Origin of the sequence: Streptomyces sp. NBC_01622 (assembly GCF_045209635.1) — a bacterium.
In the GTDB taxonomy this organism is placed as follows: domain Bacteria; phylum Actinomycetota; class Actinomycetes; order Streptomycetales; family Streptomycetaceae; genus Streptomyces.
In genome coordinates this window covers 7,343,352-7,368,950 of sequence record NZ_CP109293.1, presented here as the reverse complement: position 1 = coordinate 7,368,950, position 25,599 = coordinate 7,343,352, and the positions used below count along the sequence as shown (strand labels likewise).

The window sequence follows — 25,599 nt, the reverse complement described above, 5'->3', positions numbered from 1 at the left end:
GGTTCGGGAGTTCGAAAGGCAGGTGGCGTACGACATGGCAGGAACCTCCGGCACCCCGGGCACGGGTACCCCGGGCACCCCCCGCGTCCTGCGCGCCATGAACGACCGCGCCGCCCTGGACCTCCTCCTGGAGCACGGCCCGCTCTCCCGCACCCGGATCGGCAAGCTCACCGGACTCTCCAAGCCGACCGCCTCCCAGCTGCTCGCCCGGCTCGAAGCGGCGGGACTCGTGCTCGCCACGGGGACCAGCGAGGGGCGGCCCGGGCCCAACGCCCAGTTGTACGTGGTCAATCCGGGCGCCGCGTACGCCGCCGGGCTCGACGTCACGCCGGAGCGCATCCGCGCCGCCGTCGCCGATGTCACCGGCCGCACGGTGGGCGAGTTCGAGCTCGCGACCCCCGGCCGACGGCCCGCCCAGCCCGTCGTGCGGCAGGTGACGGATGCCCTCGACGGTGCGGTGAAAGCCGCCGGGCTCGCCCGTGACGACATCCACCGCCTCGTCATCGGCACCCCCGGCGCCTTCGACCCCAACACCGGCCGGCTGCGCTACGCCTCACACCTCCCGGGCTGGCACTCCCCGGCCCTGCTCGACGAACTCGCCGCCGCGCTGCCGATGCCAGTGGAGTACGAGAACGACGTCAACCTCGTCGCCATAGCCGAGCAGCGGCTCGGCGCGGCCCGCGGGCACGGCGACTTCGTGCTGCTGTGGAACGAGGGCGGTCTCGGCGCCGCCCTGGTCCTCGGCGGCCGGCTGCACCGGGGCTGGACCGGCGGCGCGGGCGAGGTCGGCTTCCTGCCGGTGCCGGGCGCACCCCTGGTCCGCCAGGTGACCAAGGCCAACAGCGGTGGTTACCAGGCCCTGGCCGGATCGCAGGCCCTGCCCCAACTCGCCCGCGAACTCGGCATCACCGAGATTCCGACGGGTCCCTACGCCGAGGTCGCCGCCGCCCTCGTCGCCGCCGCCGCCGACCACACCACCGGACCCCGGCGGCGGCTCCTGGAGATCTACGCGACCCACCTCGCGACCGGTCTCGCCTCGCTCGTCTCCGTGCTCGACCCCGAACTCGTCGTCCTCAGCGGTGCGTCACTGACCGCCGGCGGCGAACCGCTGCGTGCCCTCGTCCAGGCCGAGTTGGAGGAGCTGGCGGCGTCGCGGCCCCGGCTCGTCGTCGGCGACGTCCATGAACAGCCCGTGCTGCGCGGCGCGTTGGAAAGCGCGCTGGCGACGACCCGCGACGAGGTCTTCGACACCTCGCGCTGATCCCACCGGCCGACTCCGGTTCCCCCAGACCGGTTTCGGCCCGCCCACCCCGACCCACCCGGCTTCCCCAACCACCTCGCCCCGCCCCGCCCTTGGGAGACCTCGCCATGCCCGGAACACCCCGGAAGATGTCCGTAACATCCCGGAAAGCGGCTGTCGCAGTCGCCGCCTCCGCCTCCTTCGCCCTGCTCGCCACCGCCTGTACCGGCCAGTCCTCGTCCGGTGCCTCCGACGACGCGTCGAAGGACGTCACGATCAACTTCTGGCACGCCTGGAGCGCGGCGTCCGAGCTGAGCGCCGTGAAGTCGCTGGTCGCCGGGTTCGAGAAGGCGCACCCCAACATCCATGTGAACGTCGTCGGCAACATGACGGACGACAAGATCAACCAGGCGCTGCGCACCGGCGGCGGCAAGTCGCCCGACGTGATCTCCTCGTTCACCACCAACAACGTGGGCAAGTTCTGTTCCTCGGGCGCCCTGGTCGATCTCAACCCCTTCTTCAAGAAGGACGGCATCGACCCGGAGACGACGTTCCCGAAGGCGATGAACGAGTACACCCAGTTCGACGGCAACCGCTGCACCGCTCCCCTGCTGGGCGACGCGTACGGGCTCTACTACAACAAGACGGAGTTCAAGAAGGCCGGCATCACCAGCCCGCCCAAGACGTGGTCCGAATTCGAGGCCGACGCAAAGAAGTTGACGGTCGCCAAGGGCGACACGTACTCGCAGCTCGGGTTCATGCCGGACTACCACGGCTGGGAGACCACGACCGAGCACCTCTTCGCACAGTTCTCGCCGACGTACTTCGACAAGAGCGGAAAATCGGCGCTCGCCACGGACCCCGCGTTCAAGGCCGGATTCACCCTGCAGAAGAAGCTGGTCGACGAACTCGGCGGATTCAAGAAGCTGGAGAGCTACCGCTCCACCCTCGGCGACGAGTGGGGCGACAAGCACCCCTTCCACACCGGTCAGGTCGCGATGCAGCTCGACGGCGAGTGGCGGCTCGGGATGGCCACGGCCGCAAATCCCAAGCTGGACATCGGAGTTGCCCCGCTGCCCGTCCCGGACGACCAGGTCGCCCAGTACGGCAAGGGCTACATCACCGGCACGATCACCGGTATCGCCGCCAACAGCAAGAAGCAGAACGCCGCTTGGGAGTTCGTCAAGTACATCACCACGGACACGGACGCGGTGGTGAACTTCTCCAACGCCATCCACAACGTGCCCTCCACGCTGGCCGCCCTCAAGTCCCCGAAGCTGAAGTACGACCCGCGCTTCAAGACGTTCCTGGACATCGCGTCGAACCAGTACTCGACGACAAGTCCCGCCTCCATCAACGGCGGTGTGTACCTGACGACGATCCAGAACCTCGGATACGACTACGAGAGCGGCAAGGTCAAGGATCTCGACTCGGCCCTGAAGAGCACGGCCAAGCAGATCGACACGGACATCGCGCAGGCGAAGTAGCAGCGGGATGAGCACAATTACTCTGGCGTCGAAGCGTCGCCGGTCGGCGCTTCGTACTCTCGCCTTCATGTCGCCCTGGCTGATCGGCTTCGCGGTCTTCTTCGCGTATCCGCTGATCTCGACGGTCTATTTCTCGTTCATGCACTACGACGGCTTCAAGCCGCCGACGTGGGTGGGGACGAAGAACTGGACGTACGTCTTCAAGAACTATCCGTACTTCTGGCCCGCGATGCGCAACACTCTGTGGCTGGTCGTGGTGATGGTCTCGCTCCGGGTCGTGTTCGGGCTCGGCGTCGGCCTGTTGATCACCAAGATCAAGACGGCGACGGGCGTCTTCCGCACGCTCTTCTACCTGCCGTACCTGGCCCCGCCGGTGGCCGCGACGATGGCGTTCGCGTTCCTCCTCAACCCCGGTACCGGGCCGGTCAATTCGATCCTGGAGAAGGTCGGCATCCCGGCCCCGGGCTGGTTCAACGACCCCACCTGGTCCAAGCCGGCGCTCACCCTGCTCGCCCTCTGGGGCATCGGCGACCTCATGGTCATCTTCATGGCCGCGCTGCTCGACGTACCCCAGGAGCAGTACGAGGCCGCCGAGTTGGACGGCGCCTCGGCCTGGCAGCGGTTCCGGTACGTCACGCTGCCGAACATCTCGCCCATCGTGATGTTCGCCGTCGTCACCGGCGTGATCCAGACCATGCAGTACTACACACAGCCCCTCATCGCCGGGAAGGTCGCGTCCGGCGTCATCCAGGGCGCCGGCACGCAGTTCGAGCCCGGCTACCCGGAGAAGTCCACGCTCACCCTTCCCCAGCTCGTCTACAACCTCGGCTTCCAGCGCTTCGACTACGGCTCTGCCTGCGTGGTGGCACTCGTCCTGTTCGCCCTGTCGATGGTGTTCACCGCGTTCCTGATGCGGCGCCGGGGCGGCCTCAACCTGGCAGGTGACTGACCATGGCCCAAGTACTGGACAAACCGGTGGAGTTGCGGGCGCCGGTGACCCCCGCCGAGCGCACCGCCCGCCGCAAGGCGCTCATGGAGTGGATCGCGGTCCACTCGCTCGGTGTCGCCGCCGCGCTCTTCTTCACGCTCCCCTTCGTGTTCGTGTTCCTGACCTCGCTGATGAGCGACAGCCAGGCCCTGAGCCGCGACCTGATCCCGCACACCTGGGAGTGGGGCAACTACAAGAAGGTCTTCGACACCCCGGGCTTCCTCACCTGGTGGAAGAACACGCTGATCTACGCCGGTCTCGGCACCGTCCTGACCGTCGTGTCGTCGATCCCGGTGGCGTACGCGCTCGCCAAGTTCCGCTTCCGGGGCCGGAATCTGTCGCTGATGCTGGTCATCTCGATGATGATGCTGCCGCCGCAGGTCGTCATCATCCCCATGTACCTGTTCTGGGCGAAGCAGTTGGACCTGTCGGGCACGCTGTGGCCGCTGATCATCCCGATGGCGTTCGGGGACGCGTTCTCGATCTTCCTCCTCCGCCAGTTCCTGATGACGATCCCGAACGAGTACCTGGACGCGGCGAAGGTCGACGGCTGCGGCGAGTTCAAGACGCTCGTGCGGGTGGTCCTGCCGATGGCCAAGCCGGGTATCGCGGCCGTCGCGCTCTTCCAGTTCTTCTACGCCTGGAACGACTACTTCGGGCCGCAGATCTACGCGTCCGAGAACCCCGGTGCCTGGACGCTGAGTTACGGCCTGGAGTCGTTCAAGGGCGCGCACCACACCGACTGGAACCTCACCATGGCCGCGACCGTGCTGGTCATGGCCCCCGTGATCCTCGTGTTCTTCTTCGCGCAGAAGGCGTTCGTCGAGGGTGTCACGCTCACCGGAGTGAAGGGTTAACCACGTATGAAACTCACCGTGGTCGGCGGAGGCTCGACCTACACACCCGAACTCATCGACGGTTTCGCCCGGTTGAGGGACACCCTGCCCGTCGAGGAACTGGTCCTCGTCGACCCGGCGCCCGAACGCCTGGAACTGGTGGGCGGGTTGGCCCGCCGGATCTTCGCCAAGCAGGGGCACCCCGGCAGGATCGTGACGACCTTCGACCTGGACGCCGGTGTCGAGGGCGCCGACGCGGTGCTGCTCCAGCTCCGGGTCGGCGGCCAGGCCGCCCGCGAGCAGGACGAGACCTGGCCGCTGGAGTGCGGCTGCGTCGGCCAGGAGACGACCGGCGCGGGCGGCCTCGCCAAGGCGCTGCGGACCGTGCCGGTGGTTCTCGACATCGCGGAACGGGTCCGCCGTACCAACCCGGACGCCTGGATCATCGACTTCACCAACCCGGTGGGGATCGTGACCCGCGCCCTGCTCCAGGCCGGCCACAAGGCGGTCGGGCTGTGCAATGTGGCGATCGGCTTCCAGCGGAAGTTCGCCGGGCTCCTCGGGGTCAGCGCGAACGATGTGCACCTCGACCATGTGGGCCTCAACCACCTCACCTGGGAGACCGGTGTGCGGCTGGGCGGCCCCGAGGGCGAGAACGTCCTGCCCAAGCTGCTCGGCGAGTTCGGCGACGACATCGCCGCCGACCTGAGCCTGCCCCGGGTGCTGCTCGACCGGCTCGGCGTCGTCCCGTCGTACTACCTGCGGTACTTCTACGCGCACGACGAGGTCGTACGGGAACTCCGTACGAAGCCGTCGCGGGCCTCCGAAGTGGCCGAGATGGAACGGAACCTGCTGAAGATGTACGCCGACCCGGCCCTCGACGAGAAGCCCGCGCTGCTCGCCAAGCGCGGCGGGGCCTATTACTCCGAGGCCGCCGTCGATCTCGCGGCCTCCCTGCTCGGCGGGGGCGGGAGTCCGTACCAGGTGGTGAACACGTACAACAGGGGGACGCTGCCGTTCCTGCCGGACGACGCCGTCATCGAGGTGCAGGCGGCCATCGGTGCCAAGGGCCCGACCCCGCTCGCCGTGTCCGAAGTCGACCCGCTGTACGCCGGGTTGATGGCCAATGTGACCGCGTACGAGGACCTCGCCCTGGAGGCCGCGCTGCGTGGTGGCCGGGACCGGGTGTTCCGGGCGCTGCTCTCACATCCCCTGATCGGCCAGTACGAGTACGCCGAAGCCCTGACCGACCAGCTGATCGCGCACAACCGGGAGCACCTCGCGTGGGCCTGACCGCAAGTGTCCTCGCCATCGACGCGGGCAACAGCAAGACCGACGTCGCGGTCGTGGCGGCCGACGGAGAGATCCTCGCCACGGCCCGCGGCGGCGGGTTCCGGCCCCCGGTCGTGGGCATCGGGACCGCCGTGGACAACGTCGCCGAGGCCGTCGCCCGCGCCTTCGCGGACTCGGGGGTGAGCGCGGTCCAGCATGTGTCGGCCTGTCTCGCCAACGCCGACTTCCCGGTGGAGGAGGAGCAGTTGGCCGCCGCGCTGCACGCGCGCGGGTGGGGCACGAGTGTGGAGGTGCGCAACGACACGTTCGCGGTGCTGCGGGCGGGCATCCCCGAGCCGCGCGGGGTCGCCGTGGTGTGCGGGGCGGGGATCAACTGCGTCGGCATGCGGCCCGACGGCCGTACCGCCCGCTTTCCGGCGATCGGCCGTATCTCCGGTGACTGGGGCGGCGGTTGGGGCCTGGCGGAGGAGGCCCTGTGGCACGCGGCCCGCGCCGAGGACGGACGCGGCGGTCCTACGGCGCTGGCGCGTACGCTCCCGGCGTACTTCGGCCTGGACTCCATGTACGGCCTGATCGAGGCGCTGCATCTCGAACAGGTCACGCACGAGCGGCGGCACGAGTTGACACCCGTGCTGTTCGCGACGGCGGCGGACGGCGACCCGGTGGCCCGTTCGATCGTGGACCGGATGGCGGAGGAGGTGGTGGCGATGGCGACGGTCGCGCTGACCCGCCTCGACCTGCTCGACGAGGAGGCGCCGGTGCTGCTCGGCGGCAGCGTCCTCGCCGCCCGGCATCCCCAACTGGACGACCATATAAGGGAGTTGCTGGCCGCCCGGGCACCCAAGGCGGTGGCGACGGTGGTCACGGCGCGGCCGGTCCTCGGCTCGGTGCTGCTGGGGCTGGACCACGTGGGCGTTCCGGCCGAGGCACATGTGCGGGCGCGGGAGTTCTACGAGCACTGACACCCGGGAACCGAACAGATTCCCACGGCGTATTCATGGACAAGGGGGCGGTGGGGGGCGTTGTGTGGTGCCGGAATTCCGGTCATCACGCTGCGATCCGATCAAGATCCAGTGAAGGCCCGTGCGGAATGTCAGTCCTGGCGGCGATACTTGCGGCGACGGGATGACCCTGGGGGAGGTCAGCGGTGACACAACCGCCGAAGAGCAGTACGGCGCCACCGGGCTCCGGTGCGCCCACGATGCCGGCGCTGCCGCCGCAGTCGGGCCGGCCGGGGGCGCCCGCGCCCCGGCGTGCGCCGGACGCGGCACCCGCGCGCCGTACAGCCCTCGCCGAGGGCGTCGACCGGCTGCGCGCGGCGGCCACCACCGAGCCGGGCCGGCTGCGGGCCATCGGCGCGCTGCTGGCCGTGCTGGTGGTGGCGTTCGGCGCGGTCACCGCCTGGCAGACGGACAGCCGGGCCACGGCGGCCGACGACGTGCTCCACCACAGCCAGCCGCTCAGCTCGGACGCGGCGGACATCTACCGCTCGCTCGCGGACGCCAACACGATGGCGGCCACCGGTTATCTGGCGGGTCTGCAGGAGACGCAGACGACGCGCAACCAGTACGAGCTGGACATCAAGACGGCCGCCTCGAAGCTCGTCACGGCCGCCGCCAACACCGACCCGGGCTCGTCGTCCGCGGCCATCATCACGGATCTCAACGAACTCCTGCCGCAGTACAAGGGCCTGGTCGAGTCGGCCCGCGCCAACAACCGGCAGGGCTTCCCGGTGGGCGGCGCCTATCTGCGCGCCGCGAACGACACCATGCAGACCAAGATGCTGCCGAAGGCCCAGGAGCTCTACAAGAACGAGAACGCGCGGCTGAGCACCGACTACGGGAACGCAACGCCGTACCCGTGGTTCGCGATCGCCCTCGGGCTCGTCGCGCTCGGCGGACTGGCCTGGGCCCAGCGGCGCAACTACCAGCGCACCAACCGGGTGCTGAACCACGGCCTGGTAGCCGCCTCGGCCACCACCGCGGTCGTCCTGCTGTGGGTGGTCGTCGGCCACACCGTCGCCCGCGCGGGCCTCAACGACTCCTACGACCACGGGGTCAAGTCGCTCAACGTGCTGCACGACGCCCGCATCGCCTCACTGAAGGCCCGCAGCGACGAGAACCTGACGCTGGTCAGCCGCGGCGCGGAGACCCACGAACTCGCGAACGGCACGGTCATGGACGCCTACGACTGGGGCTACGACCAGGAGATCGCCACGCTGGGCAAGGGCCTGAAACTGGCCGACTCGCTCGCCGACGACTCCGCGGGCCGCAAGCCCGTCGCGGTCGCCAACAGCTCCATGACGGTGTGGATCTCCCGCCACAAGCAGGTCAGCGAGCACAACAACGCGGGCGACTACCAGGCGGCCCGCGACGGTGTCATCGGCAAGGACGGCGCAACGGCCGAGTGCTTCCAGGCCGTGGACGCCTCGCTGGAGACGGCGCTGACCCACGAGACCAAGGAGTTCCAGCGGTCCGCGGGTGACGGTCTGGACGCCATGACGGGCCTCACCGTCGGTGCCGCGGTGCTCGCCGTGCTCGGCGCGGCCGGTGCCGTACTGGGCGTCGGGCGCAGGCTGTCGGAGTACCGGTGAAAGGGGGCGTGACCATGCGAGCACGCAGTGACTTTCTTCGCCGTCTGAGGGCTGTACGACGCCTGCGGATCAGCCTGCGGGGCTGGGGCGGGGTGGGCGCGATGGCGGTCGTCTGCGTCCTCGCGGTCGCCTTCGTCCTGCTGCTGCCGCTCACCCAGTCGCGCGGCGAGGCCGGCGCGGACCTCGGCGGACAGCGCACCACTCAGGGCGTCCAGGCCAGGGCCCCCAAGTGCGACGAGGGCACCATCCAGAACCAGAGCCCGGCCCCGTCGGACGCCGGGGGCACCACGATCGACGCCATCAAGGCCCGCGGTGTCCTGAAGGTGGGCGTCGACCAGAACAGCTACCGCTGGGGCTACCGCGATCCGAACAGCGACAAGGGCGACCTGGCGGGTTTCGACATCGACCTCGTCACGGCCATCGCCAAGAACATCTTCGGCAGCGCCTACACCGACAAGAGCATCCAGTTCCTGGCCATCCCGACGAACGAGCGCATCCCGGCGATCCAGAAGAACCGCGTCGACATGGTCGTCCGCACCATGACGATCACCTGCAAACGCGCCGGGCAAGTCGCCTTCTCCGCCCCGTACTTCGTCACCGGCCAGCAGGTCCTCGCCCCGAAGGTGTCGACGATCACGGGCTACAACGACACCCTCGCGAACAAGCGGGTCTGCTCGGCGAAGACCTCCACGGCGAACGACAGTCTGAACGCGGACAAGGGCAAAAAGATCCCCGCCAGCGTCACGATCATGGACCCCGTCCCCAACCAGCTGGACTGTCTGGTGAAGCTCCAACTCGGCGAGGCCGACGCGGTGGTGACCGACGGCGCGCTCGCCGCCAGCCAGGCCGCGCAGGACCCGACGGTGGAGCTGAAGGGCAGCCCCTTCACCACCGAGTACTACGGCGTGGCGATGAACCTGAAGGCCACCGATCTGGTACGCCGGGTCAACCGAATACTGGAGACCTACCGCACCAGCCCCAGCGGCTGGCGCGCGTCGTACACGAAATGGCTGCTGCCCACCCTGCGCGCGGACTCGAGGTCGGCCAACCCGCCCGTACCGAAGTACAAGTGACGGACCGTCAACCACCGAACGGCACAGACACGGACCACCGACGGAACACAACGCAGCGAGAGGTGATCGATGGGCGTCACGGGACCCCCCGGGCCGGTAATGGACCGGGACGAGGTGGACCGTGCGCTGGCGCGGCTCGGCGCGGAGCACGAGGCCATCGAGACCTCGCTCCTCGCCCTGCAGGACCACGCGGGCCGCAGACTCCTCGAAGGCGCCGAGCTCACCGGCACGACCAAGGAGCGCTGGACGACCGCCGAGGCGTCGATCACGCTGCTGTGGGCGTACTTCGACGCGTACACGGACGCGTTCCACGCCGCCCAGAGCATTCGTTCCCGGCGCCGCTGGTCCAGCCGTGAGGACCTGGTCGAGCTGACCGAGCTGCTGCGCGGCGAGTCCGTCACGGTCGCCGGCTCCACCACGGCGACGGCCAACGCCCCGACGCTGACGGGCGGTTCGAGCAAGCTCAGCCACCAGTTCTCGCTGAGCGCGCTGGTCGACGAGATGAACGAGCTGTACGCGACCTCTCTCGACATGGTTGTCACGTCCGACGCGGTGTGGTCCGCGCTGCCCGCCCGGATCGATTTACTGGCCGCGGAGTTGCAGCGCACCCGGCAGCTGGCGCACTCCGTCGGCGTCCGTCCGGGCGAGCACCCGGCGGGCGACGACCTGGAGCGCATCACCACCACCCTGACCGAGCTGCGCGAGCGGGTCATCTCCGACCCGCTGGCCTTCTGGGTGCGGGCGCAGGGCAGTTCGGCACCCGGCGGCGGCCGGCCCGACACCACGGTCTACGACCGGGAGGCGCGCGCGCTGGAGGAGGTGCGCCGCGAGATCGACGCGGTGCTGACCGTCCGGCAGGACGCGGAGGCGCGGCTGGTGAAGCTGCGGGACGTGCTCTCGCGCGCGGACCGCACCCTCGCCGAGGCGCGCACCGCGCGCGGTGAGGTCCTCGCGAAGATCGCCGCTACGGAGGTGCCGGTCGTCAGCGGACCGCCGACCGTGCTGCAGGAGCAGCTGTCGACGGCCGCCGAGTACCGCAGACACGCCCAGTGGCACCGGCTGTCGCCGCTCCTGGAGTCCCTGGAGCAGAAGGCGGAGGACGAACTGCTGCGCGCCCGCGAGTCGTTGACGGCGGTCACCCAGCCGCTGGCGGTCCGCGCGGAGCTGCGCGGCCGGCTCGACGCGTACAAGGCGAAGGTCGCCCGGCACGGTCTCGCGGAGGACCCGTTCCTCATCGAGCGGTACGACGCGGCGCGCCGCATGCTGTGGAGCGCGCCCTGCGACCTGCGCGTCGCGGAACAGGCGGTGCTGCGCTACCAGCACGCCGCCGCCGAGCAGTTGAGCGCTTCCCGGACCCGGCCGCAGGGCGGTCCCGAGGACTCGAGGGGGCCGGGCGCGTGAGTGACGAGGGAGAAGCGGGGTCGGTCATGAGTGAGGCACAGCGGAAGTGTCAGCGGCCCGGCTGCGAGGGGTCGTACGAGGACGTGGGCGGCGGCGAGCTGTACTGCGACACCTGCGGTCTGGCGCCGGTGGTGTCGGCCAACGGCGCGCTGGGTTCACCGCCCACCGGGATGACCGGCGGCGGCAGGGGCTCGCGGGGTTCGGGCAGCAGTTCCCGTACCAGCAGCCGCAGTTCGCGTACGTCGTCGCAGTCGTCGAAGTCGCGGCGCTCGGTGTCGGGCCGGCTCTCGCGCTCGGTGTCGGGGCAGTCGTCGGGCCGCTCGGTGTCGGTGCGCAGCTCCGGTTCGTCGTCGGCGTCCTCGACACGCGGCCGGCTCGGGGTCGGTCTGGTGCAGGTGCCGGACGTGCCGCGGCCCGACCCGCGCGCGATGGTGCTGGAGAACCCGGAGGTGCCCGAGCGCAAGCGGTTCTGCTCGCGTTCGGACTGCGGTGCGCCGGTGGGGCGGGCGCGCGGCGACAGCCCGGGGCGGACGGAGGGGTTCTGCACCAAGTGCGGCAACCCGTACTCGTTCACGCCCAAGCTGACCGGCGGTGACGTCGTGCACGGCCAGTACGAGGTCGTGGGCTGTCTGGCGCACGGCGGCCTGGGCTGGGTCTATCTCGCCGTGGACCGCGCGGTCTCCGACCGCTGGGTGGTGCTCAAGGGTCTCCTCGACACCGGCGACGAGGACGCGATGGCCGCCGCGATCTCCGAGCGGCGCTTCCTCGCCGAGATCGAGCACTCCAACATCGTGCGGATCTACAACTTCGTGGAGCACCTGGACCAGCGGACGGGTTCGCTGGACGGGTACATCGTCATGGAGTACGTCGGCGGCAAGTCCCTGAAGGAGATCGCCAACGACCGCCGTACGGCGACCGGGAAGCGCGATCCGCTGCCGGTGGAGCAGGCCTGCGCCTACGGCATCGAGGCCCTGGAGGCGCTCGGCCATCTGCACAGCCGCAACCTGCTGTACTGCGACTTCAAGGTCGACAACGCGATCCAGACCGAGGACCAGCTCAAGCTGATCGACATGGGCGCGGTGCGCAGAATGGACGACGAGGAGTCGGCCATCTACGGCACGGTGGGGTACCAGGCACCCGAGGTCGCGGAGGTCGGTCCGTCGGTGGCGTCCGACATCTACACCGTCGGCCGCACCCTCGCCGTCCTCACCTTCGACTTCCAGGGCTACACGAACGTCTTCGTGGACTCGCTGCCCGACCCGGACAACATCGAGGTGTTCCGCCGCTACGAGTCGTTCTACCGGCTCCTGGTGCGCGCCACCGACCCGGACCCGGCCCGCCGGTTCGCCTCCGCGCAGGAGATGGCCGAGCAGTTGACGGGGGTGCTGCGGGAGGTCGTCTCGCTGCAGACCGGCCGCGCCCGCCCGTCCCTGTCCACCCTGTTCGGCCCCGAACTCAAGGTCACGGACACGGAGTTGTTCCCGCAGCTGGACGGGGACGTCTCGCTGCTGGGGGCGCGGGTGGTGCGGCCCCGGAAGAAGGCGGCCACGCGCGCCGACGCCGCGCTGCCCGTCTCCGTGCCGCATCCCGTCGGTACCGCGGTCGCCGAGCGGCCGAACGGCACCGCCGCCGTCAACGGGTCGGGGGGCGCGACTCCGGACATCGTCAAGCAGGTCGACTCCCCCGCCGTGGCGCTCGCCCTGCCCGTGCCGCACGTCGACCCGACCGACCCCAACGCGGGCTTCCTGGCCGGGCTGATGACGACCGCGGCGACCGAACTGCTCGGCGCCCTCGCGTCCGCGCCGTCGCCGTCCGTGGAGACCCGGTTGCGGCAGATCAGGGCCTGGCTGGAGAACGGCGACTCGTACACGGCGCTGGACGCCCTGGCGAAGCTGGAGGACGAGCGGCCCGACGACTGGCGGGTGGTCTGGTACCGGGGAGTTGCAGCCCTCGCGACCCGCGACTTCGAGGCCGCCGCGTTGTCCTTCGACGCGATCTACGACGCCTTCCCGGGCGAGCCGGCCCCGAAGCTGGCGCTCGGGCTCTGCGCCGAGGTGCTGGGGCAGCTGGACAACGCGGCCGAGTACTACCGGCTGGTGTGGTCGACCGACCCGAGCTACGTGAGCGCGGCCTTCGGCCTGGCCCGCGTCCAGCTCGCGACCGGCGACCGCCCGGGCTCCGTACGGACGCTGGAGTCGGTGTCGGAGGCCTCGATCCACTACACGGCGGCACGTGTGGCCGCCGTACGGGCGCGGCTTCGGCGGCGGACCGCGACGGCGGGCGACACGCCGTTCCTGGACGATCTGACCGCGTCCGCCGGGCAGGTGGAAGCGCTGGAGGGATACGGTCTGGACGCGGTGCGGCGCGAGCAGTTGTCGGCCGAGGTCCTCGGCTGCGCGCTCGACTGGATACTCTCCGGAGGCCAGGGTTCCGTGCCGCCGACGCGGCGGGAACTGCTCGGCAACGAGCTGGACGAGCGGGGACTCCGCTTCGGCCTGGAGCGTTCGTACCGCACGCTGGCCCGGCTGGCGCGGGGCGGCGAGGAGAGGATCGACCTGGTGGAACGTGCCAACCGTTACCGCCCCCGGACGTGGGTGTAGTTGATGTCCCAGATGCCCCAGCTGTCCGCCTGCCCGAGCTGCGAGGAGCCGCTCGAATCGGGCGACCGCTTCTGCGGCGCGTGCGGGTACGACCTGTCGGCCGTGCCCGCGCCGCCGGACGACCACCCGACGCTGACCATGAACGGCGCGGGACCGCTCCCGCCCGAGGAGGCCACGGACGTGAACTGGCCCGTGGTCCCCCAGCCGGAGGGCGCCGAGACCCCGCCGACGGTCCATCTGCCCACCGACCTGCCCGGCACCGACTCGGGCGGCACCCCGCTGCCGCCCAACTCCCCGCCGCCGCCCACCGGTTCACCGGTCTCCCCGGCCACGGGCGTACGGTTCGACCGGCCGCCGGAGCCCGACGAGTACCCGCTCCAGGCGCCGGACCCGCGGGTCACCGCCGACCCGCCGACCCCGGCCGAGGGCACCAAGGTGTGCGTGGCCTGCCGGTCCGGCCGGGTCGATCCCGACGGCTACTGCGAGAACTGCGGGCACGCCCAGCCCCGCGAACGCGACCACATGGAACAGGAGTCGGGCCCGCTCGCGGCGGTCAGCGACCGCGGGCTGCGCCACCATCGCAACGAGGACGCCTTCGCCGTAGGACAGTGCGCGCTGCCGGACGGGGCGCCCGCGCTCGTCGCGGTCGTATGTGACGGGGTGTCCTCGGCGACCCGGCCCGACGCGGCCTCGCTGGCCGCCTCCCGAAAGGCCGGCGAGTCGCTGCTGGCCGCGCTGCCGCAGGGCACGCACCCGCAGCAGGCGATGCACGAGGCGATCATCGCGGCCTCGCACGCGGTCAACTCCCTTGCCGAGGAGCCCGCGACGGCCCGCGAGCACGCCCCGCACCAGAACGCGCCGGCCTGCACCCTGGTCGCCTCCGTCGTCACCCCGGCGCTGCTCGTGGTCGGCTGGGTCGGCGACAGCCGCGCCTACTGGATCCCGGTGGACCGCAGTTCACCGCCGGCCCGGCTCACCGAGGACGACTCGTGGGCGGCGCAGATGGTCGCCGCGGGCCTGATGAGCGAGGCGGAGGCCTACGCCGACGAGCGCGCCCACGCGATCACCGGCTGGCTCGGCGCGGACGCGTACGAACTGGAGCCGCACACGGCTTCCTTCAAGCCGGACCGGCCGGGTGTAGTGGTGGTGTGCACGGACGGCCTGTGGAACTACGCGGAGTCGGCCGAGGAGATGGCCGAGGTCGTGCCCCCCGATGCCATGGTCCGCCCGCTGCACAGCGCCCAGGTCCTGGTCGGTCACGCGCTGGACGGCGGGGGCCACGACAACGTAACAGTGGCCGTCGTGCCGTTCCCGGCCCCGCCGCAAGGGGCAGTATCCGGCTGAGGCCGTACAAAACGGGGGCGGTCTCGGACCGGTGGGGACCGGTCCGCTCATAGTCATCGCCCCATCCAGGTGGGGCACTTGAGGGGGATCAGAGTAGGCATGGCCAATTTCTCGAAGTCGAACGTGCCGCAGTTCTCGGTCGACGTGTACCAGAACGAGTACCTGCCCGAGGGCGGCCGGGAGGTCAACGCGATCGTCACCGTGACCTCGACCGGCGGCGGCACCGTGGGGAGCGCCGTCGCGGCGCCCCATCTGTACGCGCCCGGTCAGGGCCCGGACGCGGCCGTGGCGATCATGGTCGACTGTTCGGGGTCGATGGACTATCCGCCGACCAAGATGCGCAACGCCCGGGACGCCACCGCCGCCGCGATCGACACCCTGCGCGACGGGGTGCACTTCGCGGTGATCGGCGGCACGCATGTCGCCAAGGAGGTGTATCCGGGCGGCGGCGCGCTCGCGGTCGCCGACTCCCGGACCCGCGACCAGGCCAAGCAGGCGCTGCGCAAGCTGAGCGCGGGCGGCGGCACCGCGATCGGCACCTGGCTGCGCCTCGCCGACCGGCTGCTGTCCTCGGCGGACGTCTCCATACGCCACGGCATCGTGCTCACCGACGGCCGCAACGAGCACGAGGCGCCGGAGGACCTGAAGGCCGCGATCGACTCCTGCGCCGGACGCTTCACCTGTGACGCCCGTGGTGTCGGCACCGACTGGGAAGTGAAAGAAGTCACAGGGATCGCCTCAGCGCTGCTCGGCACCGCCGACATCGTCGCCGACCCGGCGAACCTCGCCGCCGACTTCACGAAGATGATGGAGACGGCGATGGGCAAGGAGGTCGCGGACGTCGCACTGCGGCTGTGGACGCCGGTGGGCACGGCCATCAAGTTCGTCAAGCAAGTCGCGCCCCGGGTCGAGGAGTTGACCGACCGCCGCACCGAGGCGGGCCCGCGCGCCGGGGACTACCCCACCGGTTCCTGGGGAGACGAGTCCCGTGACTACCACGTGTGCGTCGAGGTCCCGACCGCCAACGTCGGCCAGGAGATGCTGGCCGCCCGGGTCTCGCTGGTCGTCCCGCAGCCTGGGGGCACCTCCCGCTCGAGCGGAGCCGAGAGTGGGGGAGGAAGTACGCAGAACCTGGGCGCCCAGGGGCTGGTGAAGGCCGTGTGGACCGACGACATGGTGGCGTCCACGTCCATCAACCCCCAGGTCGCGCACTACACCGGCCAGGCCGAACTGGCGGAAGTCATCCAACAAGGACTCGATCTCCGCAAATCGGGTGATGTCGACGGAGCAACGGCCAAACTGGGACGGGCCGTTCAGCTCGCCAGCGTCTCCGGAAACGCGGATACTGCGAAACTGCTTGCGAAGGTGGTGGACGTGGTCGACGCCGCGGCGGGTACTGTGCGACTGAAGGCGAAGGTCGCGGAGGCCGACGAGATGACTCTCGAGACACGGTCCACAAAGACTGTTCGTGTAAAGAAGTGACCTAGCTAGTACGACCTTGTGCGAAAGGGGGACGCGCCGACATGCCGACCTGCCCGAACGGACACCAGTCGGGTTCCGACGACTGGTGCGAGGTCTGCGGTCACCGCATGGCCGGTGCCGTACCCCCGCCCCCTCCACCGCCCCCCGGCGGCGGCTACGGCTTCCCGCCGCCCGCGCGCCCCGGCAACGGGCCGAGTGCCGAGGCCGAGCTCTGCCCGCAGTGCCGCACGCCCCGTGAGGGCGGTGCGCCGTTCTGCGAGGAGTGCCGGTGGAACTTCCTCACCAACACGGCGACCTCCTACACCCCGGCGGCCCCGCGCCCGTCGAACCCCGGCCCGAGCCCGGCGGCCCGCTTCCAGCAGCCGCCGCCCGGTCCGACGTACGGCGGCGACTCCTACGAGTACCAGGGCTCGCGCCCCTCGCAGATAAACCGCCCGGCCGAGCCGATACCTCCGTTCGGCGGCGAACCGACGAACCGGTCCGGGAGGCCGGGGGGTGCCGCTGGGCCCGGAGGCGCCGGCGGTCCTGGGGGTCCGAACGGCCCCGGTGGCTTCGGTGGGGAGCGGCAGCAGGGTGGGCCCGGCGGCCCCGGCGGCGCTCAGGGCTTCGGCGGCGAGCGGCAGGGCGGTCCCGGTGGGCCTGGTGGGCCCGGTGGCCAGGGTTCGCAGGGCTTCGGCAATGAGCGGCAAGGTGGGCCCGGCGGCCCCGGCGGCTCCCAAGGTTTCGGCAACGAGCGGCAGGGTGGTCCCGGCGGCTCCCAAGGCTTCGGCGGTGAGCGCCAGGGTGGCGGTCCCGCGCCCTTCGGTGGCAACGACCCGTCCGGTCCGCCGCGGCCGTTCGGCAACGAGCCCTCCGGCCCGCCTCCGCCCCCGCCCTTCGGCAACGAGGCGTCCGGTCGGCGGCCGTTCGGCAATGAGCAACCCCCGGGCCCCGGCGGCCAGTTCGGCAACGAGCGACCCGGCCAGGGCGACTTCGGAGGCGGCCGCCCCGGCGCCTTCGGCGGCGAACGGCAGGGCGGTGGTCCCGGCGGTCCCGGCGGCGCGCAGGGCTTCGGCAACGACCCGTCCAGTCCGCCGCGGCCGTACGGCAACGAGCCCTCGAACCCGCAGGGTCCCCCCAACTTCGGCCCCGACCCCTCGGGGCCGGTCCCGCCACCGCCAGGACCTACGCCCCTCGCGGGCCCGGGTCAGACCAGCGGCGCCCCGCAGGCGTTCCAGCAGTCCGCCCCGCCGGCCCCGCCCGGGTTCCCGCAGGAGACGAGCCGGCCGCAGCAGGGCGGCCCGTCCTTCGGCGGCGGTGGCGACGACTGGGTGATCTCCCCGCCGACTCCGGGCTCCCTGGGCGACCCCGGAGGTCCTGGCGGTCCCGGTCAGGGCGGTGGCGGCTACGGCTACCCGCAGCCCGGTTCCACCCAGGCCCCGCCCCCGCCCCGCCCGGCGTACCAGCAGCAGCCGACGACATGGCTGGCGACGATCGGCCCGGACCGCGAGTACTTCATGGCGATGATGCAGCGCTCGGGCCCGGAGGCCGCGGGTCTCAACCTGCCCGCGTACTCCCCCGAGCAGCAGCGCCAGCTCATCGGCAACCAGATCACCATCGGCCGCCGCCGGCACTCCACCGGTGAGTCCCCCGACATCGACCTGTCGGTGCCGCCGGAGGACCCGGGCGTCTCGCACCAGCACGCGGTACTGGTCCAGCAGCCGGACGGCAGCTGGGCGGTCGTCGACCAGAACTCGACGAACGGTACGACGGTCAACGGCGGCGAGGAGCCCATCCAGCCCTTCGTGCCGGTGCCGTTGCAGGACGGGGACCGGGTGCACGTCGGCGCGTGGACGACGATCACGGTCCGCAGGGGCTGAGACCGGTCAGCGGAGGGGCCAGGTGTACGGCCCCTCCGGATCGTCCAGCCACGCCCGCACCCGGCCGTCGGCGACCGTCACGCCGTAGCGCTCGCGCCCGGGCCGCAGTTCACGCTCCCACAGGTCGTGGGCGTCCTGCGGGTCGAGGGTGCCGTGGGTGAGGGTGAGCAGGAAGCGGAAGAGTTCGTGGTCGCCGGACCGGTGCGGGACCTCGTCCGCCGGGGCGGGCCCGGTACCGCGCAGGGGCACGAAGTACGCGGCGGTGTCGAGGAAGCTGCCCTCGGCGTGCTCCGCGTCCCGCACGGTGAGCACGATCAGTCCGGTGGCGAGCGGGGCCAGGATCCGGGCGCCGGGACTGCACTGGGCGAGCCAGGCGGGCGGCACCGACGGCAGGGCGCAGGTCGCGATGATCCGGTCGTAGGGAGCGTGTTCGGGGACTCCGCGGGCGCCGTCGCCGGTGACGACGGTCGGGCGGTAGCCGGCGTCGGCGAGATGGCTGCGCGCGGACTCGGTGATCTCCGGCTCCAGGTCGACGGTGGTCACCAGGCCGTCGCCGAGCCGGTGGGCGAGCAGCGCCGCGTTGTAGCCGGTGCCCGAGCCGATCTCCAGCACCCGGCTGCCGTCCGTCACCCCCAGCTCGACGAGCATCCTGGCCATCAGCGAGGGCTGGCTGCTGGACGACAGCAGTTCCCCGTCGCGCAGCCGGGTGGCCAGCGGGGCGTCGGCGTACACCCCGCGCAGCCAGCGCTCCCGGACGCGCGGGTCGGGGCTCCCGCCCCACAGCCGCTCGTAGCCGCCGGCGACACCGACGTAGTAGTACGGCACGAAGAGATGCCGCGGCACCGCCTCGAACACCGCCCGCCATCCCGGGTCCGCGTCCCACGCCCCGCTCAGCCCGATCCACCGCACCAGCTCCGCCCGCGCGGAGTCGGCCACGGCGTCCAGATCCTTGTCGAGAGCGTGCGCGCCCATACGTCCACTGTCCTGCGGTACGGCCGGGGAGGCGAGCGGTCCCCTCGGACAAGGTCCTAAGTCCGAAGTCCTCCGCCACGCCGTCTGAGACCATGGGAGCGTGAAAGAGATTCGGCGCGGCACGCTTCAGGAGCAGACCTTCTACGAGCAGGTCGGCGGGGAGGAGACCTTCCGTCGGCTCGTTCACCGTTTCTACGAGGGTGTCGCCGGGGACCCGCTGCTGAAGCCCATGTATCCGGAGGAGGACCTGGGCCCGGCCGAGGAGCGCCTCACTCTCTTCCTGATCCAGTACTGGGGCGGTCCCACGACGTACAGCGACAACCGCGGCCACCCGCGGCTGCGCATGCGCCACGCCCCGTTCCAGGTCGACCGGGCCGCCCACGACGCCTGGCTGCAGCACATGCGGGTGGCCGTCGACGAACTCGGTCTGTCCGAGGAACACAAGCACACGCTGTGGAACTACCTGACGTACGCGGCCGCTTCGATGGTGAACACAGAAGGCTGAGCACGGCGGGCTGAACGCGGGGGCTCAACGCGGAGGGCTGAACGCCCTTCGCCGCGCGGGGAGTTGGACGGCGCGCTCAGCGCACGCTGACGCCGAGTGCGCCGACTCCCGCCCTACGGACGGCGATCGAGCCGTACGGCGTGCGCAGCCGCAGCCAGGCGCCGGACGAGAAGAGGCCCGGCTCCCCGCCGGGACGCAGGAATCCGAGCGACTGGGCGGCGTGCACGGCGCGCACCGGCAGCGGGGTGTCGCCGACCGTCCGGGACCAGATCTCCCGCCCTATGCGGTCGAGTTCGGTGCGGGTACGGCCCTCGGGTGCCAACTCCTGCGTACGGGACCGGAATTCGGCGACCCCGGCGGCGATCATCCCGCGCAGCTCCTGCGGTCCGGGCAGCCCGGACTCGGGAGCCCAGCCGCCGCGCGGCGGCAGCACCCCGGCCCACGGCGGGCCGGTCACCGCGGCCGGTACCCGGGCCGTGGCCGCCGACTCGTCGAGGGATTCCAGGAGTTCACCGGCGGAGACGGTCACGTCGAGCGTGGCGTCGAGGCCGTCCTCGTACGGCTTGGCGAGGCGCACCGCGCGGATGGCGAGCACCTCGAAGGACGGCGGACGCCCGAAGACGGCGAGGGCCGTGCCGGCCGCCTGGAGGCGGACGGCGGCGCCGCGGTCGTAGTGGAGCAGCCGGGAGAGGAAGGCCGCGAGATCCGCCGCCTCCCCTTCGTCGGCGAGGTGGAGGACCGTCATGCCGCGACGGCCTCCTCCTCGTCGTCGTCCCGGTATTCCTCCAGGAACTCCCGTTCCTCGGCGGTGATCCGGCGCGGTCGTTGTGCCTCGAAGTCGAACGGCACTATGACCGTGGAGGCACGGACGTAGACGTGGTCGCCGTCCTTCACTTCGTAGGTGATGGTGAAGGACGCCGCCCTGATCTCCGTGACCCACAGCTCGATGTCCACCGGTGCGTGCCGGTGGACGAGCTGGCGTTTGTAGTCGATCTCGTGGCGCGCCACGACCGAGCCCTGCTTGAAGTCCTTGTCCGGGCGGAACAGGAAGTCGATACGGGCTTCCTCCAGGTAGCGGAGGAAGACCACGTTGTTGACGTGGCCGTACGCGTCCATGTCCGCCCAGCGCAGTGGGCAGCGGTAGATGTGGCGCAAGAAGATCAGCCCCGGGTCAGCTTCTTGTAGGTGGCACGGTGCGGACGCGCGGCGTCCGGGCCGAGCCGCTCGACCTTGTTCTTCTCGTACGACTCGAAGTTGCCCTCGAACCAGAACCACTTGGACTCGCCCTCGTAGGCGAGGATGTGCGTGGCGACCCGGTCCAGGAACCACCGGTCGTGGGAGACGACCACGGCCGCACCCGGGAACTCCAGGAGCGCGTTCTCCAGCGAGCCCAGGGTCTCGACGTCGAGGTCGTTGGTGGGCTCGTCGAGGAGCAGCAGGTTGCCGCCCTGCTTGAGGGTGAGCGCGAGGTTGAGGCGGTTGCGCTCACCGCCGGAGAGGACGCCGGCCGGCTTCTGCTGGTCGGGGCCCTTGAAGCCGAACGCGGAGACATAGGCGCGGGAGGGCATCTCGACCTGGCCGACGTTGATGTAGTCCAGCTCGTCCGAGACGACGGCCCACAGCGACTTCTTGGGGTCGATGTTCTCGCGGCTCTGGTCGACGTAGGAGATCTTGACGGTGTCGCCGACCTTGATGGAACCGGAGTCCGGCTCCTCAAGACCCTGGATCATCTTGAAGAGGGTCGTCTTGCCGGCGCCGTTCGGGCCGATGACGCCCACGATGCCGTTGCGCGGCAGCGTGAAGGAGAGGTCGTCGATGAGGACCTTGTCGCCGAAGGCCTTGGAGAGGTTGCTGACCTCGACGACGATGGAGCCCAGGCGCGGGCCCGGCGGGATCTGGATCTCCTCGAAGTCCAGCTTCCGCATCTTGTCCGCCTCTGCGGCCATCTCCTCGTAGCGCGACAGACGCGCCTTGGACTTGGCCTGCCGCCCCTTGGCGTTCGACCGCACCCAGTCCAGCTCTTCCTTCAGCCGCTTGGCGCGCTTGGCGTCCTTCTGGCCCTCGACCTTGAGGCGGGAGGCCTTCTTCTCCAGGTAGGTGGAGTAGTTGCCCTCGTAGGGGTGGGCGCGGCCGCGGTCGAGTTCGAGGATCCACTCGGCGACGTTGTCCAGGAAGTACCGGTCGTGGGTGACGGCTACAACGGTGCCGGGGTACTTCGCGAGGTGCTGCTCCAGCCACTGGACGGACTCGGCGTCCAGGTGGTTGGTGGGCTCGTCGAGCAGCAGCAGGTCAGGGGCTTCGAGAAGCAGCTTGCAGAGCGCGACGCGGCGGCGCTCACCACCGGAGAGGTTGGTGACGGGCCAGTCGCCGGGCGGGCAGCCCAGGGCGTCCATGGCCTGCTCCAGCTGAGTGTCCAGGTCCCACGCGTTGGCGTGGTCCAGGTCCTCCTGGAGCTTGCCCATCTCGTCGAGCAGGGCGTCCGAGTAGTCGGTCGCCATCAGCTCGGCGACCTCGTTGAAGCGCTTGAGCTTGCCCATGATCTCGGCGGCGCCGTCCTGCACGTTCTCCAGGACCGTCTTCGACTCGTCGAGCGGGGGCTCCTGGAGCAGCATTCCGACGCTGTAGCCCGGCGACAGGAAGGCGTCGCCGTTGGAGGGCTGCTCAAGGCCCGCCATGATCTTGAGAACGGTGGACTTACCGGCACCGTTAGGTCCGACCACACCGATCTTCGCGCCGGGCAGGAAGCTCAGCGTCACATCGTCAAGGATGACCTTGTCGCCGTGCGCCTTGCGCGTCTTGCGCATGGTGTAGATGTACTCAGCCAAGAGAAACCGTCCGGCAGCTTGAAATCTGGAGTGGGCAGATGTAGTCCATCTTGCCTGACCCCTGGCCCTCGGGGGAAACGCGTATGGGCTGGGGCACTGTGAACTGGGGGTTCGCCGTCGGCTGGGGCGCCCGGTCCGGTGGGAACTACACCGGCTTGCCCGGAGTGCCGTGCCACGGCCAGTACTCGAAACCGTTGCCGACGTACCAGTCCAGCCTGGTGCCGCCACAGACGCCGCTGCGGACGTCGAGGAAGTCGTAGTCGACGGCCTTGATCGACTTCTTGGGGAAGGTCACCGATATCTCGGTGGTGACGGTGCCCCGCGCGGGGATCGTGCCCAGGGACAGGGCCGTGGAATTCCACAGCGGCAGTGAGCCGTTGGTCTTCTTGTTCCAGTGCAGGCTCATCTTCCGCCAGTGTCCGTTGCCCACGCGCCACCGCACGAGCGGGGCCGGCCCGCGGTTCTTCATGAAGTTGCCCAGGGCGAAGACGTAGGTGGCCTTGGGCAGGGTCACGGCCTCGGTGTTGTGCACCCGGAGGCGGGCGTGCAGCGCCACGCCGGCACTGTGGGCCGTGGGCACCACCGACCCGGCGGCGTCGGAGACCGAGACCGCTCCGTATCTGCAGTCGTATGCCGCGGTCGTCGCCGTCGTCGCGGCCCGCGGCTGGGCGGCCTCGGCCGCGACGGTCCCGGGCACGGCGCCGAGCAGCCCGGTCGCGGCCAGCACGACCGCTCCACGGCGAACGGTGATCTTCATCAGTGGTTCCCCCCACATCCGGTGTCGATGGTGTTCCGTACCGCTACCGCTACGGCTCAGCCCTGCTTTCCGGGCTTGCGGTCCCGCAGCAGGATCAGGGCCGTGGCGCCGATGCCGACCAGGCCGAGGGCGACGACCGTGATCATCGGGGTGATGGCGGAGCCGCCCGTCTCGGCGAGGTTGGTGTCGACGGTGGTGCCGCCGCCCACCGTGGCGGGGCTGGGCTCGCTGAGCGTCTGCGTCACGGCGCCGCCCGCGTCGCTCTGCGTCCGGCAGTCGAGGACTCCGGCGAACCGCTTCTCGTAGCCGTGCGGCGCCGTGATCGTGAAGTCGTACGCCTGGTCCTCCTGGAGCGGGATCGTCACCGTCTGGGAGTCCCCGGCCTCGATGCCGTGCTCGACCCCCATGAGAGCGAAGGTGAACGTCTCGTCGCCCTCGTTGGCGACCGTGATGTCCACGCCGCCCGCGACGCAGTTCTTCCGCGCCGACAGTGCCGGTATCGCCCCCGTCTTCGCCCAGTCCGCGTCGGCGGCCGCCGAGACCGTCGACTCGCTGGAACCGGCGAGGATCTGCGTCTGGCTCCTGTTCTCTGAGGTGAAGGCCCGGCCGACGGGCACGGTGGTGGAGGCCTGCACGGTCAGCTCGGCCGACCCGTCCGCCGCGTCCTCGGGGACGTCGAAGAACACCTGGCTGCCGTCCGCCGCGGAGGTGACGGCCTTGCCGTCCTTGTCGACCATCCGCACCCCGGTCGTGGCGGTGTCCGCGGGCGGTGTCACCGTCACGCCGTTCGCGTTGGTGTGCACCGTCACCGGGCCGAGCCGCTCGCCGGGGTGGCCGGAGACCGCGGGCGGGTCGAGGGTCAGCGAGGCCTGCGGCTCCGCCACGTCACGCGCGCTCTTCTGCAGATAGTCCGCGAGCTTCTCGGCCTGCGGGTCGGCCGCGTCGACGTCGGCGCCGTCCGAGTAGCGCCAGATGGCCACTTGAGTGCCGGCCGCCGCGTCGCTCTCGGTCAGGCCCTTGGTGCCGGCCTTCGCGGCGAGCGCCGCGAGATCGTTCACCTGCGGGTAGGAGTGCTGCAGGATCCAACGGATCTTGCCCGCGCTCTTGTTGGTGCCCAACGACGTGCCGCTCCACGCCGTCTCGTGGTACTTGGCGTCGCGCTGGGTGGGGTTCTGGAGATCGACGCAGTACGTCTGCAGGGTGCCGCCGCCGTCCACGGACATCTCGAACAGGCCCGCGGAGACCTGCACATCGCTGCCGCCGGCGTCGTGGATCACGGCGTCGCCGTACGTCTTGAGCCCGCCTATCGTGGCCGTCGCCCCGCCCTGGGTCTGCGGTGTCTCGTCGGCGACGGCCGGGCCCGCGCCGGCCAGCACACCGGCGGCGACGAGTCCGCACGCCCAGGTCGCGGCGACGAAGCGCACGGCGCCCCGGCCACGCACGGACAACGCGGAGAAGACAGACAACGCAGAAGACACGGAATTCCCCTTCGAGCAGGACCCATGGGCGTGGGGGGCGTGGCGTGGTCCCACCAGCAGAATCTGTAGCGCCGAGAGCTGTGCCCGAGCTATGTCCGGCATCCTAGGGACGCGGGCGCACCACGTTCTCCGGTCGGGTGATCGGATAACCGTTCCGACTCGGAATCGTTATCGCCAAGATCACCCGCGAGCGTGGCTCATCGACAAATCCACCGAGTCATTCGGAACGCATTCATCGATAAGCCATGGAAAAGCCGTAGTTCGATCAGCTCGGGGCATTCACTGACATCACGTCACCCGACGGGCTCGGCCTGTCGCTGCCGTTCCTGTTGCTCGGAGGCGTCGGCGGAATCCCCGGCCGGGGTCTCCCAGTCGGGCTCGGGCCGGGGCGGAGAGGCCGCCGTGTCCGGCCTGTTGGCCCGCCGGAAGGCAGAGGTGCCGCGCGCCAGGTCGTGGCCGATCGCCACGGCGTCGAGGTCCGCCGAGGACCGGTTCGGCTGCCCCTCGCGCGCCTCCGTGCGCACCTTCAACCGGCCCTGGACGACGACCGGGTCACCGACCGTCAGCGACGCCGCCACGTTCGTGGCCAGCTGCCGATTGGCCCACACCGTGAAGAAGTTGGTGTGGCCGTCCGTCCATGCGTTCTTCTCACGGTCCCAATAACGCGAGGTCACCGCCAGCCGGAACCGTGCCGACGGTCCCGTCGCCAACTCCCGGTACACCGGCGGTGTCGCCACGTTGCCCACCGCGCAGACCATGGTCTCGTTCATCGCGCATCCCTCCCTCACCCGGCCGCGCCGGCCGGGCGGAAACGCGTACGGGCCCGTCCCGTACGACTGCAGTCAGACTGCCTCCGCCGAGCCGGG

21 protein-coding genes are annotated in these 25,599 nt (G+C 70.6%); 14 read left to right on the top strand and 7 right to left on the bottom strand.

From position 1 onward, the window contains the following. Positions 1–34: 34 nt before the first annotated feature. The 13 genes from OH768_RS34080 (at position 35) to OH768_RS34020 (ending at position 18,196) form a co-directional block, all read left to right on the top strand. Positions 35–1,261 (top strand): ROK family transcriptional regulator, encoded by a 1,227-nt coding sequence (locus tag OH768_RS34080; RefSeq protein ID WP_406459796.1) that lies wholly within the window; start codon positions 35–37, stop codon positions 1,259–1,261. 128 nt (positions 1,262–1,389) lie between these two features. Then, the gene (locus OH768_RS34075) at positions 1,390–2,727 is read left to right on the top strand and encodes an ABC transporter substrate-binding protein (RefSeq protein WP_406459795.1); all 1,338 of its coding nucleotides are present in this window, start codon (positions 1,390–1,392) and stop codon (positions 2,725–2,727) included. A gap of 7 nt (positions 2,728–2,734) precedes the next feature. After that, positions 2,735–3,676 carry a carbohydrate ABC transporter permease gene (locus OH768_RS34070; protein WP_019065641.1) on the top strand — a complete coding sequence of 314 codons (942 nt, stop codon included), beginning with the start codon at positions 2,735–2,737 and terminating at the stop codon, positions 3,674–3,676. Between the two features lie 2 nt (positions 3,677–3,678). Beyond that, positions 3,679–4,572: a carbohydrate ABC transporter permease gene (locus OH768_RS34065; RefSeq protein WP_019065213.1), complete on the top strand. Its 894-nt coding sequence runs from the start codon at positions 3,679–3,681 to the stop codon at positions 4,570–4,572. Between the two features lie 6 nt (positions 4,573–4,578). After that, the gene (locus OH768_RS34060) at positions 4,579–5,844 is read left to right on the top strand and encodes a 6-phospho-beta-glucosidase (protein WP_406459794.1); all 1,266 of its coding nucleotides are present in this window, start codon (positions 4,579–4,581) and stop codon (positions 5,842–5,844) included. Continuing rightward, the gene (locus OH768_RS34055; protein WP_406459793.1) at positions 5,835–6,806 is read left to right on the top strand and encodes an N-acetylglucosamine kinase; all 972 of its coding nucleotides are present in this window, start codon (positions 5,835–5,837) and stop codon (positions 6,804–6,806) included. The genes OH768_RS34060 and OH768_RS34055 overlap by 10 nt, the downstream gene beginning before the upstream one ends. Before the next feature lie 185 nt (positions 6,807–6,991). Then, positions 6,992–8,437, top strand: coding sequence for a hypothetical protein (locus tag OH768_RS34050; protein ID WP_406459792.1), 1,446 nt, complete (start codon positions 6,992–6,994; stop codon positions 8,435–8,437). A 14-nt stretch (positions 8,438–8,451) separates the two neighbouring features. Continuing rightward, on the top strand, positions 8,452–9,510 hold the full coding sequence (locus OH768_RS34045; RefSeq protein WP_406459791.1) for a glutamate ABC transporter substrate-binding protein: 1,059 nt from the start codon (positions 8,452–8,454) through the stop codon (positions 9,508–9,510). 69 nt (positions 9,511–9,579) lie between these two features. Further along, a complete protein-coding gene (locus tag OH768_RS34040) occupies positions 9,580–10,911 on the top strand; it encodes a hypothetical protein (RefSeq protein ID WP_406459790.1) in 1,332 nt (443 codons plus the stop codon). 26 nt (positions 10,912–10,937) lie between these two features. Further along, entirely contained in the window at positions 10,938–13,511 is a 2,574-nt protein-coding gene (locus OH768_RS34035) for a tetratricopeptide repeat protein (protein ID WP_406459789.1), read from the top strand. Further along, positions 13,512–14,855 (top strand): PP2C family serine/threonine-protein phosphatase, encoded by a 1,344-nt coding sequence (locus OH768_RS34030; protein WP_406459788.1) that lies wholly within the window; start codon positions 13,512–13,514, stop codon positions 14,853–14,855. It begins immediately after the preceding gene. Between the two features lie 99 nt (positions 14,856–14,954). Further along, entirely contained in the window at positions 14,955–16,337 is a 1,383-nt protein-coding gene (locus OH768_RS34025; protein WP_406459787.1) for a vWA domain-containing protein, read from the top strand. Between the two features lie 41 nt (positions 16,338–16,378). Further along, positions 16,379–18,196: an FHA domain-containing protein gene (locus OH768_RS34020; protein ID WP_406459786.1), complete on the top strand. Its 1,818-nt coding sequence runs from the start codon at positions 16,379–16,381 to the stop codon at positions 18,194–18,196. A gap of 6 nt (positions 18,197–18,202) precedes the next feature. Here the strand turns inward: OH768_RS34020 and OH768_RS34015 are convergent, their stop codons facing one another. After that, a complete protein-coding gene (locus OH768_RS34015) occupies positions 18,203–19,168 on the bottom strand; it encodes a methyltransferase domain-containing protein (protein WP_406459785.1) in 966 nt (321 codons plus the stop codon). Between the two features lie 100 nt (positions 19,169–19,268). On the opposite strand from OH768_RS34015, the gene OH768_RS34010 reads away from it, so the two are divergent. Further along, the gene (locus tag OH768_RS34010; RefSeq protein ID WP_406459784.1) at positions 19,269–19,673 is read left to right on the top strand and encodes a globin; all 405 of its coding nucleotides are present in this window, start codon (positions 19,269–19,271) and stop codon (positions 19,671–19,673) included. Positions 19,674–19,749: 76 nt separating this feature from the next. Here OH768_RS34010 and OH768_RS34005 read toward each other — a convergent pair whose 3' ends face one another. The 6 genes from OH768_RS34005 to OH768_RS33980 all read right to left on the bottom strand — a co-directional run bounded on the left by OH768_RS34005 (position 19,750) and on the right by OH768_RS33980 (position 25,503). Next, a complete protein-coding gene (locus OH768_RS34005; RefSeq protein ID WP_406459783.1) occupies positions 19,750–20,418 on the bottom strand; it encodes a hypothetical protein in 669 nt (222 codons plus the stop codon). Next, entirely contained in the window at positions 20,415–20,828 is a 414-nt protein-coding gene (locus OH768_RS34000) for an acyl-CoA thioesterase (protein WP_406459782.1), read from the bottom strand. The genes OH768_RS34005 and OH768_RS34000 overlap by 4 nt, the downstream gene beginning before the upstream one ends. A gap of 5 nt (positions 20,829–20,833) precedes the next feature. Beyond that, positions 20,834–22,498 (bottom strand): energy-dependent translational throttle protein EttA, encoded by a 1,665-nt coding sequence (ettA, locus tag OH768_RS33995; RefSeq protein WP_406459781.1) that lies wholly within the window; start codon positions 22,496–22,498, stop codon positions 20,834–20,836. A gap of 145 nt (positions 22,499–22,643) precedes the next feature. After that, the gene (locus tag OH768_RS33990) at positions 22,644–23,255 is read right to left on the bottom strand and encodes a hypothetical protein (RefSeq protein WP_406459780.1); all 612 of its coding nucleotides are present in this window, start codon (positions 23,253–23,255) and stop codon (positions 22,644–22,646) included. A gap of 56 nt (positions 23,256–23,311) precedes the next feature. Next, a complete protein-coding gene (locus tag OH768_RS33985) occupies positions 23,312–24,733 on the bottom strand; it encodes a Cys-Gln thioester bond-forming surface protein (protein ID WP_406459779.1) in 1,422 nt (473 codons plus the stop codon). A 293-nt stretch (positions 24,734–25,026) separates the two neighbouring features. Further along, the gene (locus tag OH768_RS33980) at positions 25,027–25,503 is read right to left on the bottom strand and encodes a single-stranded DNA-binding protein (RefSeq protein ID WP_406459778.1); all 477 of its coding nucleotides are present in this window, start codon (positions 25,501–25,503) and stop codon (positions 25,027–25,029) included. Positions 25,504–25,599 lie beyond the last annotated feature (96 nt).